The 18,534-nt window shown below is 67.6% G+C and carries 5 protein-coding genes and 1 pseudogene; all 6 read right to left on the reverse strand.

All coding sequences use genetic code 11. The features are described 5' to 3' along the window. Positions 1-57 precede the first annotated feature (57 nt). A complete protein-coding gene (locus ABQ039_RS16420) occupies positions 58-1,275 on the reverse strand; it encodes a type II secretion system F family protein (RefSeq protein WP_047129329.1) in 1,218 nt (405 codons plus the stop codon). 181 nt (positions 1,276-1,456) lie between these two features. Next, entirely contained in the window at positions 1,457-3,184 is a 1,728-nt protein-coding gene (gene gspE / locus ABQ039_RS16425; RefSeq protein ID WP_029218997.1) for a type II secretion system ATPase GspE, read from the reverse strand. Between the two features lie 129 nt (positions 3,185-3,313). Beyond that, complete coding sequence (locus ABQ039_RS16430; RefSeq protein ID WP_016901936.1) at positions 3,314-5,197, reverse strand: diffusible signal factor-reguated S8 family serine peptidase; 1,884 nt, start codon at positions 5,195-5,197, stop codon at positions 3,314-3,316. A gap of 221 nt (positions 5,198-5,418) precedes the next feature. Then, the gene (locus ABQ039_RS16435) at positions 5,419-11,946 is read right to left on the reverse strand and encodes an ESPR-type extended signal peptide-containing protein (RefSeq protein WP_349778339.1); all 6,528 of its coding nucleotides are present in this window, start codon (positions 11,944-11,946) and stop codon (positions 5,419-5,421) included. Between the two features lie 543 nt (positions 11,947-12,489). Further along, a pseudogene (locus ABQ039_RS16440) lies at positions 12,490-14,372 on the reverse strand (S8 family peptidase). A gap of 83 nt (positions 14,373-14,455) precedes the next feature. After that, positions 14,456-18,424 (reverse strand): YadA-like family protein, encoded by a 3,969-nt coding sequence (locus ABQ039_RS16445; protein WP_349778340.1) that lies wholly within the window; start codon positions 18,422-18,424, stop codon positions 14,456-14,458. Positions 18,425-18,534 lie beyond the last annotated feature (110 nt).

Here is an 18,534-nt window from a genome sequence, read left to right on the forward strand (position 1 = left end):
GGTTCCCGCATGGGTGTCGCGCGGTCACCGGAAAGTTGTTGTGAATCCGCCGCCACGTTATCCGATGGCATTGGTCAGGTCATACAGCGGCACCAGCACCGAAATGATGACAAGCCCCACTACCGAGGCCAGCACCAGCGTGATCAACGGCACCAGCGCGGCCAGCGCGCGGTCGATGGCTTGCGCGGTTTCCAGCTCGAAGGTGTCGGCGGTCTTGAGCAGCATCGTGTCCAGGGCGCCCGATTCTTCGCCGACCTGGATCATCTGCAGGGCCAGCCGCGGGAAGCGCTTGCCGCGTGCCAGCGACATCGCCAAGCCATGGCCGTTCTTGACGTCGTCGGCTGCGGCGTCGACATCTTCGACCAGCGCCAGATTGGACATCACATTGCGCGCAATGCCGATCGCCGCCAGCAGCGGCACGCCGTTGCGCAGCAAGGTGCCCAGCGTCCGCGTCAGCCGTGCGGTTTCCAGGCGCGCGATCAGGCTGCCGACCACTTTCTGCCGCAGCAACCACTCGTCCAGCGCGGCACGGAACGCGGCATTGCGGCGCTTGCGATCCAGCCACAGCCCCAGCACGCCCGGCACCACGATCAGCACCACCCACCAGTCGCGCACCAGCAGGCCCACGCTCAACACCGCCTGGGTGAACCACGGCAAGGCCACATCCAGGCTTTCGTACATCTGCGCGAACTGCGGCACCACATAGCCGAGCAGGAACAGCAGCGCGCAGCCGACCACCGCCAGCAGGATCGCCGGATAGATCAGTGCGTTGATCACCTTGCCGCGCAGCGCACGGCTGCGCTCCAGGTAATCGGCCAGGCGCTGCAGCGTGTCCTGCATGCTGCCGCCGGCTTCGCCCGCACGCACCATGTTGATGTAGAGCTTGGAAAACAGCCCGTGCTGGCGTTCCAGTGCCGAGGACAGCGGCGCGCCGCCACGCACGGTGTCACGCACATCGCCGATCACGCGCCGGCTTTTGTCGTCTTCGGGCAGATCCATCAGGATCGACAAGGCGCGATCCAGCGGCTGGCCGGCACCGATCAGCGTGGACAATTGCTGGGTGAACTGCACCAGCGCGGCGTTGTCGAACGGCTTCTTGCGCAACAGCATGCGCAGCGACGGCGAGTCGTTTTCGCCGGTGGCCAGGCGCGTTTCCACCGGCAGGTGGCCCTGCTCCTGCAGGCGCAGCGCAACGTCTGCGTCGCTGGCCGCTTCCATCTGGCCATCGAGCATTTCGCCGTGGGCGTCGAGCGCTTTGTAGCGGTACAGGGGCATCAGGCTGGACGGCTGGGAGTGGGGAATCGGGATTCGGGAATCGGGAAATGCAGGAGCCTGCGCTGCGTTGGCGCCATCTGGCGCACACGCACACGCACGCGTGCGCGACGCATTGCCGGGACCTTGCCCTGCTTATCTTCCGATCCTGAGCATCCGATGCTCGTTGTGGCTCCGTTGCCTCTCACGCATCCTCCGTCACGCGCAGCACTTCTTCGATGGTGGTTTCGCCGCGCAAGGCCTTGGACAGGCCGTCTTCGTACATGGTGCGCATGCCGGCCTTGCGCGCCAGTTGTTCGATCTCGCCCATGCCGGCGCGGCGCATCACCGCGCGCCGCAATTCGTCGTTCATCACCAGGAATTCGACGATGGTGGTGCGGCCCAGGTAACCGGTCGGCGCGGCAGCCGAGGCACGCGGACGATACAGGTAGATCTCGCCGTCCGGTTGCAGCCGGCGCAGGTTGAAGCGTTCGATTTCTTCCGGCGATGCCAGATAACGCTCGGCGTTGGCCAGGTCGAGTTTGCGCACCAGGCGCTGCGCCAGGATGCCGTTGATGGTGGAGGTGAGCAGATAGTCTTCCACGCCCATGTCGAGCAGACGGGTGATGCCGCCGGCCGCGTTGTTGGTATGCAGCGTGGACAGCACCAGATGGCCGGTGAGCGCGGACTGGATCGCGATGCGCGCGGTTTCCAGATCGCGCATTTCGCCGATCATGATGATGTCCGGATCCTGACGCACGATGCTGCGCAGCGCGTTGGCAAAATCCAGCCCGATCTGCGGTTTGGCCTGGATCTGGTTGATGCCTTCGATCTGGTATTCCACCGGGTCCTCGACGGTGATGATCTTCACGTCCGAGGTGTTGAGCTGGCTCAACGCGGTGTACAGCGTGGTGGTCTTGCCCGAACCGGTCGGGCCGGTCACCAGCATGATGCCGTGCGGTTGCTCCAGCACCTTGCGGAACTGCGGCAGAAACTCTTCGGTGAAGCCGAGCTTGTAGAAGTCGAATACCACCGTTTCGCGATCGAGCAGGCGCATCACCACGCTCTCGCCGTGCGCGGTGGGCACGGTGCTGACACGCAGATCCAGCTCCTTGCCCTGCACGCGCAGCATGATGCGGCCGTCCTGCGGCAGCCGGCGTTCGGCGATGTTGAGCTTGGCCATGATCTTGATGCGGCTGATCACCGCGGCGGTGAGCTTGGCCGGCGGGCTTTCGCCTTCCACCAGCACACCGTCCACGCGGTAACGCACCTTGAGCCGGCTCTCGAACGGTTCGATATGGATGTCCGATGCCCGCAGTTCCACCGCGTGCTGGATCACCAGATTGACCAGGCGAATCACCGGCGCTTCGGACGCCAGATCGCGCAGCGCTTCGATATCGTCGCTGCTGTTGGCATCGCCATCGGCGGTTTCCACGATGGTTCCCATCGCGCTGCGGCCCTGGCCGTACCAGCGCTCGATCAGGTCATCGATTTCCGAGCGCAGGCCGACCTGCAGCAACAGCGGGCAGCCGGTCGCAAGCCGCACCGCGTCGATCGCGTAATCGTCATAGGGATCGGCGATCCACAACTCCAGCCGGCCATCGCGTTCGCCGACCGGGCATAGATGAAATTGTTTGAGGAAGCGCAGCGACAGCCCCTGCACCTCCGGCAGCATTTCCGGTGGGGTATCGCCGAGCTGGCGTGCATCCACCAGCGGCAGACCCAGTACATCGGCGCAGGTCTCCGCATGATCGCGTTCGGACACCAGGCCCAGACGGCCCAGCAAGGCCAGCAGGCCCATACCGGATTCGGTCTGCAGCTGGCGCGCGCGCAGCAGATCGGTGTCTTTCAGACGACGGCGTTCAAGCAGCGCTTCGACGATGCGTGTCTCCGCACTGCGATGCTCAATTGGATCGACGGCAACCGCGTTCACACTCGTCTCCACTGGTCCGGCGCCGACTGTAGCAGTTTGCCGCGACGATCAACCGTACGCATCTGAATCGCCCTGAAAAACGATGCCCCCGGTGATTGGCCGGGGGCATCGGTCACACTATGAGACGGCTTACTGTCGTGCGACGAGCGTCAGCTTCGCGTAGTCGGCAGCGCCCACCAACTTGATGTAGTAGGTGCCGGCCTTGGGGGCAGTGAAACGCACGGTTTCGCTGTTGCCCGGGCGGGTCGACTTGGCGTCGTAACTGGTGGCGCTGGGCTCGGCTTCATGGCTGACGTACACCGACACATCGCCGGTGCCGCCATAGGTCATGAAGCTGAGCACGGCACCGGCCTTGGCTTCGAAGCTGTACAGCGTGGAACTGGCGTAAGCACCGCTCAGGCCGGTCAGCGGGGCCTTGTTGGTCAGCGCGATGGCGGTCGGCGCGCAGCTCTCGGTGGCCGGATCGCAGGGCTCCACCAACACCGCTTCCAGCGCGGCCTTGGCATCGACGATGCCGCTGCCGATCGGGGTGCTGGCCGGCGGGGTCACCGGGAAGCGACGGCTGGTCTGCTTGAGCAGGGCTTCCACCGCGGCCGGGGTCAGCGGGCCATCGCCCAGACCGATCGCCGCGCTCTGCACCAGGGCGACGACACCGGCCACGTGCGGCGATGCCATCGAGGTGCCACCCAAGCCCATATAGGTATAGGTGCCCGAGGTCGGCGTGGTCGCACCGGTGTAGCCGGCCTGCCAGATGTAACCGCCCGGATTGCCGTCCACGCTGCCACCGCCGCCCGGGCCGGACAGGTCGACCTTGCTGCCGTAGTTGGAGTAGTAGGTGATGCCGCCGGTGATGCGTGTGGCACCCACGGTGATGGTGTTGTTGCAGCTGGCCGGCGAATGGTTGGCCGCATCCTCGCCGCTGTTGCCGGCCGCCACCACCACGGTGGTGCCGCGCGCGACCGCGCCGTTGATCGCCAGCTGGGTGGCCGAATCGCAGGGCTCGCCGCCACCCAGGCTCATGTTGATCACCTCGGCCGGGTTGGTGTTGGCCGGCACGCCAGCGACCGTGCCGCCGGACGCCCAGACGATCGCATCGGCGATGTCGGAGGTGTAGCCGCCGCAACGGCCGAGCACGCGCACCGGCAGGATGGTCGCCTTCGGCGCCACGCCAGCCATGCCCACGCCGTTATTGGTCGCCTCGGCCACGGTGCCCGAGACGTGGGTGCCGTGCCAGGAGCTTTCCTGTGCCACCGAGCCGTCATAGCAGACGTTGTCGGCCTCTTCCCAGTCGCCGTAATCCAGCGCGCCCGGCACGCGGGCATCGGTGGGACGACGCGAGACTTCGGCATCGGTGATGAAGTCGTAACCCTGCAGCAGGTTGCCGGCAAAGTCGGGATGGCCCGGCAGGATGCCGGTATCCAGCACTGCCACCACCACGCCCGCGCCCTGCGACAGATCCCAAGCGGCCGGCGCATTGATGCCGCCGTTGGGGTTGCTCAGATGCCACTGGTACTGCGCGTACAGCGGGTCATTGGGGACCAGTTGCGGGGTCACGTCGGTGGCGGCGACGCTCTTCTTGATGTCGACCGGGCGCAGCATGCGATCGATCTGCACGTCGGCCACGGACGGGTCGTTCTTGAGCTCGACCACCACCTTGTCCACCTGGGCGGTGGTCAGCGTGCTGGACAGCTTGATCAGGTCCGAGCCGATGCCGAGCTTGCGCACATACGTCGCCTTGGCGGCGGCTGCGCTGCTGCGTGCGCCGGTGCTCGCACCGACACGGCCGACCGCAGCCTGCACCGCGCTCAGCTTGCTGGCGCGATCGGTCGCGGCAGCAGTGTTGTCCTTGTAGCGCACGATCAGGCGGCTACTGAACGCAGCGCCGGCCGATGCTGCCTGGGTCGGTTCCTTGACCAGCAGTTTCGGGGCAGCAGCGAGCGTGCCCGATGCACCGAGCGCCATCATCAGGATGGCGCCGGTCAGCGGGGAGAGACGGAAATTCTTGTCGATCACGGTGAAGTCCTCTTCGTGTTTTTCGTCGATCAGCTGGGAGCGGCTTCCGAACTGCGGCGCAACTGCGGTGCAGCGCGCTGCGTTCGATCAGCCACTCCTGGTAAGGCCATCACTCCATCGAATCCGTTGGCCGGCCCAGCCACGGTCCTTGCCCGCCCCCTCAGGCCTTGCTCTGGCGCGGCGGCGCACATCGGCGCCGCCGCGTGTCATGCGGCAGCGTGTTACCAGCCGAAGCCGGCACCCACACCGATCGAACTGTCGTCACCGCTGAGTGCGCCGCCCACCGTCAGGGTGGCGCGCGGGCTGATCGCACGCTGGTAGCCCACCGACAACGCCGATTCGCCGTTCTGGAAACCGACGCCGGCACCGACGCGGTTCTGCGTGGCGATGCCACCGACGCTGGCGGCCATGTTCAACATCGCCGAGCTCATCGCGCCCTGACGATCCAGGCGACGGTTTTGCCGGCGCAGGCGGTCTTCGATATCGCCCTGGTAGGTCTCGAAGCTGTCGGCCATCGCGTTGTAGCGGCTGTCGGTATAGCTGTTGGCCGCGGCAACGCCGTTGTCCAGCTGGCCCTTGTTGACCGCATCGGTGGCTCGCGTGCCGGCGGCCACATTGGCCACCTGACGCTCACCGCCGACGCTGCCCACCGACACTGTGTTGGCACGATCGGCAACCGACCCCTGACCCAGCGCGACCGCACCTTGCGCACTCGCACGTGCGCCCTGTCCGATCGCCGTGCCGGAGGCCGCACTGACCTGCGCGCCTTCGCCCATCGCCACCGCATTGGTCGCCACCGCGGCAATCTGCGTATTGGCGCCGACCGCGGTGCTGCCATCGGCATTGACGCGTGCGTTGCTGCCGATCGCGGTGTCGTTGGGGCCATGCGCATACGCGCTGCCGCCGATCGCCGTGCCGGTCACGTGATTGGCCACTGCGGCCGTGCCCACGGCGGTGGACGTTGCAGCCGGGGTGATACTGCCGACCACTGCGGCGGTCGGCGTGCCCTGCACGCCTGCGCCGGTATCGGCAACGGCGTTGCCCGACGGGCTCACTGCGCTCGCAGCCACCGCAGGCACCCCTGCAGTGCGCAGCGACAGCGTGCGTGCCGCGGTGCTGGCCGTTGCGGTACCACCGCGTGCATCCAGCTCGGTGACCTTGCTGTCCAACGCGGTCAATGCCGCACCGACATTGTTGTAGCTGGCACCCTGGATCACGTAGGTCGGCGCGACGAACACGCCCTGCGCACCGATCGCCGCACCACCGCCGAGGAAGCTGGCGGCATTACTCAACGACTGGAACAGCTGGCCGCCGTTGATCGCATCGGTACTGGCACCGGCAATCGCACCGTTGCCGACGTTGACGATGCGGCGCGTGGCCGGGCCGCCGCGGCCATCGCCGCTACCCACCGAGACCACGTTGGCATCGTAGGTACGCGAGCCCGAGCCCAACGCCACCGAGTCGGCACCACTGGCACCGGCATTGGCACCCAGCGCCACCGCATTGGCACCGCTCTGGCGCACGAAGGAGTTGTAGCCCAACGCCACACCGTTTTCGCCGATGGAATTGGTCTGCCGGCCCATCGCGGTGCTGTTCACGCCGCTGGCGCTGCTGTCCACACCCATGGCGCTGGCGCCGGTGGCCGAGGCGCGGCTGCCGGAGGCGATCGCCACGCTGCGTGCGCCGCTGGCGGTTGCGCCGGCGCCCGCCGCAGTGGCGCGATCACCGGTTGCGCTGGCCACCCCTTCACCGGTGGTTTGCACCATGCCGTTGGTGGTCTGCACATCGGCCGCCAGGGCATCCAGCTGGCCCTTGTTGACCGCATCGGTCGCCGCCTGGCCGTCGCTGACATTGACGATGCGACGCGTGGCCGGACCGCCGCGGCCATTGCCGCTGCCGATCGACACCGTGTCGGCTTCGTAGGTGCGCGAGCCCGAGCCCAGCGCCACCGAATCGGCACCGGTCGCACCGGCGTTGGCACCGAGGGCCACACCATTGACCGCGCTCTGGCGCACGAATGAGTTGTAGCCCACCGACACCGCGTTCTCGCCGATCACGTTGACCTGACGACCGACACCGGTGCTGTTGATGCCGGTTGCCGATGCATCCACACCGACCACGCTGGCGCCGACCGCATCGGCGCGGCTGCCGCCACCCAGGGCCAGCGTATTGTCGGCAAGGGCCGCCGCGCTCTGACCGAGCGCGGTGGCATTGACGCCGTCGGCATACGAATTCCAGCCGATGGCGGTGGTGTAGTCGGCCGTGGCCCACGCGCCCGCACCGAATGCAGCAGCGCCGGTGCCGGAGGCACGCGCCGGGATGAAGCCGAAGAACGTGCTGCCGCCGACGGCCACGCTTTCTTCGCCGGTGGCTTCGCTGAATTCGCCCACGGCCACTGCACTTGCGCCGGAGGCCAGTGCGGCGGCACCCACGGCGGTGCTGTAGTCGCTGGACGCCACCGCACCATAGCCCAGCGCCGACGACAGCCTGCCGCTGGATTCGCTGTAACCACCGAAGGCGGCGCTGCCGACATTGGAGGCGGTGCTGCGGAAACCGGCCGCGGTGGCCTGGTTGTCCGATGCCACCGCTTCGCTGCCGAGCGCGGTCGCATAGGTCGAAATTGCCTGCGCGCCGGCACCGTTTGCGCTGGCGCCGACATCGCTGGCCAGGGCATTGCTGCCGACGGCGCTGCTGTTTTCGCCGGTGGCCTGGGCGTTGTTGCCCACCGCCGCTGCGCCGGTTCCGCTGGCCAGCGCACTCACGCCAACCGCCGTTGCGTTATCGACCACCGCCTGCGCACCGGCACCCAACGCCGTGGCGCCGGTACCGGTGGCATTGGCGCCCTCGCCTGCGGCCAACGCGTTGTCGCCCTCGACGTAGGCGCCGGCATCGCTGTCATCGCTGCCGCTGGCCTGGAAGTACTTGCTGGTGGATTGTGCGGTTTCGGCAACGGCGTTGAGCTGATCCAGATTCACCGCGTCGGTGCCCTGCGTACCGGCGGCCACGTTGGTGATCTGACGCTCGTTGCCGGCGCTGCCCACCGACACCGCAAAATCGCGATCGGCCACCGAATCGGCACCCAGCGCCACGCTGCCTTCGCCGGTGGATTCGGCAAAATTGCCGAGCGCGGTGCTGTTGAGGCCCGGTGCCCATGCCGCGCCGCCGAGCGCGGTGGAGTAGTCCCCGGAGGCTTCGGTCGGCAACAGGCCGAGCAGGGCGCCACCGACCGACACGCTGTTGTAGCCGCTGGCCACGCTGCCCTGGCCGGCCGCAACGCTGTAGTCGCCGGTTGCGGTGGCATCGCCACCCACGGCCACGGTATTGGAGCCGCTGGCGGTGCTGAAATTGCCCAGCGCGGTGCTGTTGAAACCGGTCGCACTGGAATAGCCGCCTAAGGCGGTGGAGTAGTTGGAGGTGGCCTCGGCACCGAAGCCGAACGCCGCCGCGCTGGTGCCATCGGCCACGCTTTCTGCGCCGACCGCAGTGGCCGACTCGCCACTGGCGCTGGCGAAATAGCCCACCGCGGTGGTTTCGCTGCCATCGGCCACGCTCAGCGTGCCGGCGGCCAGGGAACCATCGCCATACGCACCTGCCGCCGCACCCAGCGCGGTGCTCTGCGCGCCGGCGGCTTCGCTCTCGCCACCCACGGCCACGGCGTAATCGCCGCTGGCCTGACTGAAGGCGCCGTTGGCAATGCTGCCGTAGCCACTGGCAGCGGCGTTGTAGCCGGCTGCATTGGCGTACTGCGCGGTGGCGCTGGCACCGCTGCCGATGGCGACGGCGCCGATCGCAGTGGCCTGGCTGCTGGAACCGAACGCGCTGCTGTAATCGCCGTCCGCAGTGGCGTTGGAGCCGGCTGCGGTGGCGTCCTCGCCCTGCGCATCGGCTGTGCCGGTACCGGTGCCGGCAAACAGACGCGCAGTGGTTTCGGCGGTTTCGCCGACTGCGTTGAGCTGGTCCAGGTTCACCGCATCGGTACCCTCGGTACCGGCGGCGACATTGGTGATCTGGCGCTCGCCACCGACGCTGCCGACCGCCACCGTATTGTCGCGATCGGCAACCGCGCCGGCACCCAGCGCCACGCTGTTGTCGGCGTAGGCCACGCTGTCGGTACCCAGTGCCGTGCTGCCCTGGCCCCACGCCACGCTGGCCACACCCACCGCAGTGGATGCAGCACCGTTGGCAAGGCTTTCATAACCGAGTGCGGTTGCGCCGCGCCCGCTGGCGATACTGCTGGCACCCAGCGCCGTGCTGTTATCGGCGAGCGCCGACGCATCGGAACCTGCCGCAACGCTGTCGGCGCCTTCGGCAATTGCGGTGCCGTCACCGGTGGCGACGAACGTGCGCGCGGTGTTGGCGGCGCCATCGGACACTGCCGTGAGCTGATCCAGATTGACCGCATCGGTGCCTTCGGTACCGGCAGCGACATTGGTGATCTGACGCTCGCCGCCAACCGTGCCCACCGACACCGTGCTGGCGCGATCGGCCACTGCGCCGACGCCGAGCGCAACGCTGTTGTCGACCGCAATCCGCGCGCCGTCGCCGATCGCAATGCTGTCTGCGCCTTCGACGACTGCCTCGGTGCCCAGCGCAATGCTGCGATCGCCATAGCCGACTGACTGCGAACCGATGGCGATTGCACGCCCACCGCCGGCATAGGCGTTGTCGCCGATAGCGACCGAAACGCTGCCGCTGGCGGCCGAGGTGATGCCCACCGCGACGCTGCCCGCACCGTAGGCGGTGCTTTCCGCACCCACTGCGGTGCTGGTGTCGCCCCAGGCCACGCTGGCAAAGCCGAGCGCGGTGGATTCGAGGCCATTGGCGATGCTTTCGAAACCGATCGCGGTACCGCCACGACCATTGGCCACGCTGGTGCCGCCGACTGCAGTGCCATAGAAGCCCGATGCCGTGCTGTCGGCACCCACGGCGGTGGCATAGCGGTCGCTGGCGATACTGTTGAAGCCGAGCGCGGTGGCATTGTTGACATTGGCCACCGCACCACTGCCGACCGCAGTGGTGTTGACCGCTGACGCCAGGCTGCTCGAACCCAGCGCAGTGCTGTAATCCTCGTAAGCCGATGCATTGGAACCGGCCGCAACGCTGTCCACGCCTTCGGCAATCGCGGTGCCATCGCCGGTGGCCACGAACGTGCGTGCGGTGGTGGCGGCGACGTCGGACACGGCGGTGAGCTGATCGAGATTGACCGCATCGCTGCCTTCGGTACCGGCGGCGACGTTGGTGATCTGACGCTCGTCGCCAGCCGCACCCACCGACACGGTGTTGGCGCGCGTGGCCACTGAATTGGCGCCCAAGGCCACCGAGTTGGCGCCGCGTGCGGTGCTGTAGTAACCCAGCGCGGTGCTCAGCTCGCCGCTGGCCCAGGATTCCGGGCCAACTGCCGTGGCACCTTCGCCAGGTGCATAGGCGAAGTAACCCACCGCGGTGGCTTCGGTGCCGGAGGCTTCGCTGAGCGTGCCCACTGCCGTGGTGTAGCTGCCCGATGCGATCGCACCGGCGCCGAGCGCGGTGGAGGCTTCGCCGCTGGCCTGGGTCTGTACGAAGAAGCCCAGACCCGGGATGTAATCGACCGGACCACCGACAGCGGTGCTGCTGGTGCCGCTGGCGCTGGTCTGCGTGCCCACCGCAGTGGCGTAATCGCCCGCCGCATTGGCTACCGCACCGAACGCGGAAGACTGCGTCCCGGCCGCATACGCACCGACGCCGAACGACGAGGCGGCGAAGCCATCGGCATTGGCGCTGGCGCCGACTGCGGTTCCGCCGACGCCGGCACTGGTGGCGCCGGTGGTGACCGGCACGCCGCCGTTGGTGACCAACGGCTCGCCGTCTTCGTCCACGGCAGCGCCGCCCACGGCCACGCTGCCAGGGCCGTTGGCCTGCGCGTTATGGCCGAATGCCGCGCTGTTCTGCCCGGATGCGAGCGCATTGGCGCCGACCGCAGTGGCATTGTCGGCCACCGCATTGGCACCGGTTCCCAGCGCAGTGGTCGCCGTGCCTACAGCATTGGCCGCATCACCGGCAGCCAACGCGCTATCGCCTTCGACATAGGCGCCGACGCTGTCTTCGCCCGGGGTCGCCTTGAAGAACGTGGCCGTGTCTTCGGCCACGTCGGCCACGTCGCGCAACTGCGCCACGTTCACCGCGTCGGTGGCGTTGACGCCGGCGCCGACATTGGTGATGCGGCGCGTGGCCGGGCCGCCGCGCCCATTGCCGCTGCCGACCGACACCACATCGTCTTCGTGGGTGCGCGAGCCTGCGCCCAGCGCCACCGAGTTGGCACCGGTCACGCCGGCGTTTGCACCCAGCGCGACGCCGTTTTCGCCGCTCTGGCGTACGAAGCTGTTGTAGCCGATGGCCACCGCGTTCTCGCCGATCGCATTGGTCTGGCGGCCGATCGCGCTGCTGTTCACGCCGCTGGCGCTGCTGTCGGCACCGCTGGCGAGCGCACCGGTCGCGCTGGCGCGGCTGCCGGCGCCGACGGCGGTGGCATTGGCGGCAGGTGCCGACGCGCCGCGGCCGATCTCGACCGATTGCGCCATTGCAGAAAGGGGGAGTGCGATGCCGGCGCTACCCAGCGCCAGGGCGATCGCGGCAACCAGGCAACGGCTCTGGCGGCGGTCGATGAATGCGGCGGTGCTCACTGCGCCCGGGCTGTCGCCGCTGGCCAATTCCGATGCCACGGCCCACACGCCTAACGATTTGTTCCAGACCTTGCGATAAATCCGATTCATCGACGCACTGCTCCTGAATGTTGGGACTGGTTTTTTGACGAACACCCACCATCGCGAGGCGTTCCAGCCGCTGCGGTTCCCCGTGGTGATTGGCGCCATGGGCCAAATGGCGGTGCGCGGGAAGCTGCACCCTGAGTAGTCAAAAAGTGAACGCTACCCAACCATAGAACTGAGCGAAGTGTTAACAGCGGTCAAATCAGGCGTCAAGTTTTTGACAGAAAGCGAAGCTGAGCGTGCGTTCCATCACACTTCTGCTTGCTTTTATTCGTTTTTTGATAATTCTTTGGAAAACAGCGATCTAGGTCATGTCTTGAGAGACATTTCCAAGCTGAATGCGCATGTCCGCAGCAGACAAAAAAGCCCGCTGGCAGGACGCCAGCAGGCTTGGTTGCGCAAAACCGCGCGCCGAACAGGTCACGAATCGGACCAGCGCTCCCCGCGCCGACGACTCAGCCCATCACGGTCAACGACGAGAGCGGTTTTACCCGCATCACTGCGTCAGGAAACCGACGTCAGCGCCCCCTCGCGCCGCCATGTGTCGGATCACTGGCGCGCCAACAAGCTCACTCCATCGAAGCCGCTGCCGTCGAGACGGATGAAATAGGTCCCGGCACGCGGTGCGGTGAAGCGCACCGTCTGGCTGGTTCCGCTGCGGCTGGACATGCCGTCGTTGTCGGTCGCGCTCGGCGCGCGGCCCAAGGCGACATACAGCGCCGCCTGCCCGCTGCCGCCGAAGCTGATGAAGCTCAGCACCGCACCCGCGTTCGCCTCGAAGGCGAATACACCGGCATCGCCGGCCACATTGGACAAGCCGCGCTCGGGCACGCTGTTGCGCAGCGTCTGGGCATCCAGCTGGCAGCCCAGATCGCCGCTGTCGCAGCGACGCAGTGCACGATCGATCGCCGCGCCGGCATCCACGATGCCGCTGCCGGCCGGCGTGCTCAACGGCAACTGCACCGGAAACGCGCGTGCACTGCGCTTGAGCAGGCGTTCCAGCGCCGCAGGTGTCAGCGGCGGCCTGCCATCGGCGATCAGCGCGCTCTGCACCAGTGCGGCAGTCCCCGCCACGTGCGGCGAGGCCATCGAGGTTCCGGCAAAGCCGGGCCCGATGTAGTCGAATTGGCCGGACGTGGGCGTGGTCTTGCCGGTGTAGCCGGTCTGCCAGATCCAGCTGCCGATCGGGCCGTCGTACAAGGTGTCGGTTGCCAGATCGCGTGCGCCACACCGGGTGCGGCCAGATCGATCAAGCTGCCGAAATTGCTGTAGTACGCCAGGCCGCCGGTCAGGCGGGTGGCCGCCACCGACACCACATTGGCGCAGTTGGCCGGCACCGCACTGGACACATCCGAGCCGTCGTTGCCGGCCGCCACCACCACGGTGGTGCCGCGCGACACCGCACCGTCGATCGCCGCCTGCGTGACCGAATCGCAGGGGCCAAAGCCGCCCAGGCTCATGTTGATGATTTCCGCCGGGTCGCGATTGTCCGGCACGCCCTCCACATGCCCGCCGGACGCCCACACGATGGCATCGCTGATATCCGAGAACGAACCGCCGCAGTGACCGAGCACGCGGACCGGCAGCACCTTGGCCTTGTAGGCCACACCGGCACCGCCAATGCCGTTGCCGGTGGTCTCGGCGATCGTGCCGGCCACGTGGGTGCCATGCCAGGAGCTGTCATGCGCCGCGGAAAAAATGCCGCACTCGCCGTCTTCGGCTTCCCAGTCGCCGCGGTCCAGCGCACCCGCCACGCGCGCATCGGTCGGACGTCGCGACCGGCCGGCATCGGTGATGAAGTCGTAGCCCTGCAGCAGATTGCCGGCCAGATCCGGGTGCGCCGGCAGGATGCCGGTGTCGATCACCGCCACCACCACGCCCTCGCCCTGCGCGGTCTTCCACGCCGCCGGCGCATCGATGCCGCCGACCGGATCGGTGAGATGCCATTGATTGCTCGCCAGCAGTGGATCGTTGGGCAAGCTGCCGCCGCTGCTCTGCAACGGATAGGCGCGTGCATCGATCTGTGCATGTTCCACCGCCGGATCGGCTTGCAGCTCGCGCACCAGGCGGTCGGCGTCGCTGCGGCTGAGTTGCGTGGGCAACCGGATCAACTCTCCGCCCACCGCCAGGGTACGCACATGCGTCGGCGCCGCCTGCGCGCCGCTGCGCGTGGCCGACGCCAGGCGCACTGCCGCGCGTGATGCCGCCGCAGTGATGGTGGCCGTGGACGCGGCGCCGACGGTGCGCGCGCTCACTGTGCCGCTGCGATAGGTGACGATGATGGCGTCGACCGGCGCATCGCGCATGGCCTGCAGCTGTTGCGCGCTGCGTATGCCGGCGTCCGGCGTGGCCGCGTTGGCGATGCCGCCGGCAAGCGACAGCACGGCGCTGCAGGCAATGGCGAGGGTTCGGGAACGATGGGTCTGAATCACGATGACGTCCTCTTCAAGATGAAATGCAAATGAGTGAGCACGCAGCCGCCGCGAGCGCAGCCGCTGCGATGGCAAGACCTGCGCTACCAGCCGAAGCCGGCGCCCAGGCCGATCGACCGGTCGTCACCGCTGACTGCGCCGCCCACCGTCAAGGTGGCGCGCGGGCTGATCGCACGCTGGTAGCCCACCGACAACGCCGATTCGCCGTTCTGGAAACCGACGCCGGCACCGACGCGGTTCTGTGTGGCGATACCACCGACGCTGGCGGCCATGTTCAACATCGCCGAGCTCATCGCGCCCTGACGATCCAGGCGACGGTTCTGCCGACGCAGACGGTCTTCGATATCGCCCTGGTAGGTCTCGAAGCTGTCGGCCATCGCGTTGTAGCGGCTGTCGGTATAGCTGTTGGCCGCGGCAACGCCGTTGTCCAGCTGGCCCTTGTTGACCGCATCGGTGGCACGTGTGCCGGCGGCCACATTGGCCACCTGACGCTCGCCGCCGACGCTGCCCACCGACACCGTGTTGGCACGATCGGCAACCGCCCCCTGACCCAGCGCGACCGCACCTTGTGCACTGGCACGTGCGCCCTGTCCGATCGCCGTGCCGGAGGCCGCACTGACCTGCGCGCCTTCGCCCATCGCCACCGCATTGGTCGCCACCGCGGCAATCTGCGTGTTGGCGCCGACCGCGGTGCTGCCATCGGCATTGACGCGCGCATTGCTGCCGATTGCGGTGTCGTTGGGGCCATGCGCATACGCGCTGCCGCCAATCGCCGTGCCGGTCACGTGGTTGGCCACTGCGGCCGTGCCGACGGCGGTGGACGTTGTGGCCGGGGTGATGCTGCCGACCACTGCTGCGGTGGGCGTGCCTTGGAGCGCGTTGCTTGCAGCAAGCCCGCTCGCCGTTGCGGTGACGGAGGACACCGCGCTGTCGGCCACGCCGTCAATGGCCAGCGATGTCGACTGCAGGCCATCGGCTGTCGCATCCGGGGTAGTGGCGACAATCGAGGCGTCCGCAGCCGGGGCTGGCGCCGTTGCCGCACGCGCTGCAGCCGAACGCGCCGCAGCGCCAGGCGTCGCGGTACCACCACGCGCATCCAGCTCGCTGACCTTGCTGTCCAGCGCAGTCAGCGCCTCGCCCACATTGCGGTAACTGCTGCCCTGGATTACGTAGGTCGGCGCGACGAACACGCCCTGCGCACCGATCGCCGCACCACCGCCGAGGAAGCTGGCGGCATTACTCAACGACTGGAACAGCTGGCCGCCGTTGATCGCATCGGTACTGCCACCGGCAATCGCACCATTGCCGACATTGACGATGCGGCGCGTGGCCGGGCCGCCGCGGCCATTGCCGTTGCCCACCGACACCACGTTGGCCTCGTAGCTGCGCGAACCTGCGCCCAGCGCCACCGAATCGGCACCGCTGGCACCGGCATTGGCACCGAGTGCGACGGCATCACGGCCACCCTCGCGGGTAAACGCGTTGTAGCCCACTGCCAGACTGTTGTTGCCCAACGCATTTGATTGCACGCCCAATGCCACCGCCGCGCTGCCCGTTTCGCCGACGAACACGCCCACGTTGGCATTGCGCCCGATCGCGATCGCATCGGGCGCATCCGCCTTGGCGTTGGTTCCCAGCGCGATATTGTCGCCATAGAGGATCGACGTATTGGCGCCGCTCCCGATCGCGATGCTCCTGCTGGAGGTGGCACGCGCGTCATAGCCGATGCCGATGCCCTCCGCGCCCTCGGCCGATGCCAATGCCCCCAGCGACACCGTGCGCGGAGCGAACGAAGCCGCGCTATGGCCGATCGCCACCGCGTCGGTATTGTTGTCGTTGGAGAACACGTTGGCGTTGTAGCCAAGCGCAACGGCGTAATCGCCGTCGCTGCGCGCACCTGCGCCGATGGCAACGCCACCGACCCGGAACGCACCCGCCGGCCTGAGCGTGGAGCTGATCAGCGACATGCCGCCGAGCGTCACGCTGCGCTCGCCGGCGGCAACCGCCAGACTGCCCACGGCAACACTGCTCTCGCCAAGACTGGAGGCATTGAAGCCCACCGCCGTGGTCATGCTCGCGTCGGCCCGCGCACCAAAACCGAAGGCCGACGCCGCCGTACTGCGCGCGGTCGAGAACGCGCCCACCGCGGTGGCGACATCATCCTGCGCACGTGCGCTGAATCCCGCCGCCATCGATTGCTCGCCGCTGGCCGCTGCCCCCGTGCCGACCGCGGTGGCGAAGCTGCGCGTGGCAATCGCCCCGCTGCCCAGCGCCGCTGCACCGCGCGCCTGGGCCAAGGTGGCCTGTTCCTGCGCGCCGACGATGGAACCCGCCGCATCGAACACCGGCACGGACGCGACGCCACCCACTGCAACGGCCGAGGCATCGGCCGCGCTGGCGTTGCGGCCGACGGCCACGGCATCGCGCCCGAGTGCCAGACTGCCCGAGCCCAGCGCGTTGGCACCATCGCCGATCGCGTTGCTGGCGCTCCCCAACGCCAGCGCATTGAGTCCGTCGACATGGGCAGCGACTTCGTCCGTATCGGTCTTGCCAATGGCCAGCGTGCTGTCGAGACGGTCGGCCACCGCACGCACGCTGTCGAGTTGGGCGACATTGACTGCGTCATTGGCCTCGGTGCCTGCCGCCACGCTGGTGATCTGCCGCGTCAGCCCCGCCTGCACATCGCCAACCGATACCGTATTGCTGCGGTTCGCGTAGGAATGCGCGCCCAGTGCGACGGCGCTGGAGGCAGAGCGGTTCCAGGCATCGTCGACAAAATCGCCCACACGCGCGCCATAGCCGATCGCCACCGCATCGATGCCATTGGTTTCGGAATCTGCACCGATCGCGGTGTTGTTGCCGTTGAACCACGAGGTGCCGGCACGTGCGCCCAACGCGATGCTGTTTTCAGTGTAGGCGGTGCTGTCGTGACCGATCGAGATACCACCATCGCCCATCGCCAAGGCGAAACCACCCAGCGACACCGTGCGTGGCGCGAACGAACCGGCGCTGTGGCCGATCGCCACTGCATCGGTATTGCCTGGCGCATTGGGAAAGATGTTGGAATCGTAGCCAATGGCAATCGCATAATCGGACTGGCTCTGCGCACCGGCGCCGAGCGCGATGCCACCTGTTCCGGTGGCAGCGGTGATCGAGCCGAAGTTGCTGATGCCACCGACCACCACGCTCTGCACGCCACTGGCCAATGCGGTATCGCCCACCGCGATACTGCTGCTGCCTTGGCTGCGCGCCCGGTAACCGAAGGCGGTGGACGTGTCTCCGCTGGCACGCGAACTGTAGCCGCCGGCGGTGGAAAGAAAACCACTGGCCGTGGACAAACCGCCGATCGCGGTGGCGCCGTCGTTGAAGGTCTGTGCGCGATAACCCAGCGCCGCGCTCTGCACGCCAGTGGCGCTGGCGCCGCTGCCAACGGCGCTGGAAAACGGATCCCCAGCCACTGCACCACCGCCGACGGCAGTGGCTCCCACACCGGACGCTTGCGTGGCCTGTTCGCGTTGCCCGATGACAAATCCGGATGCGTCGTAGTCGTAGACCGTTGCCACGCTGCCGACGGCGGTTGCCGATTCCCCTGCGGCTGACACGTTGTGTCCGATCGCGGTGGCGTCGCGCTCCAAGGCCAGGCTTCCGCCGCCGAACGCGCTGGCCCCATCGCCCAGCGCATTACTCGCATTACCCAGGGCCAGCGCATCCTGCCCATCTGCAAACGCCGGTGCATCGGCATCGGCCGCAGGCGTTGCCGCTGCTTGCGCGCTCGCTGTTGCAGGCGCGGCGCTGTCGCTTGTCGCCACATCGGTGTCGCAACGCTGTTGGCCTTGGACGACCGTGCAATGTGCAAGCGTGTCGGCTTGCGTGGTCGTGGCCTGGGCAACTCCAGCCATGCCGGCAAGCGCCAGCAGCAGTGCCGCCGCCAGCCTGCCGCGGGCATGCCCGGCAGACCGATATAACGCTTGATTTCCCGCATCGCGGGCAAGCCTTGCCGTTCGGCGATGAGCACGCTGCTCACCACCGGCATCCAATTGAATTCGCTTCATTACCGACTGACTCCCCATTGGTCTGGCATGTAAAAACCGACCACCGTGCGATTGCATCGCACGGTCCCCCTGAGGTTTATCGAAAACGCACTCGCCCTGCTTCTGCAGCG

Origin of the sequence: Xanthomonas sp. WHRI 6108 (assembly GCF_040202385.2) — a bacterium.
Taxonomy (GTDB): Bacteria; Pseudomonadota; Gammaproteobacteria; order Xanthomonadales; family Xanthomonadaceae; genus Xanthomonas; species Xanthomonas arboricola.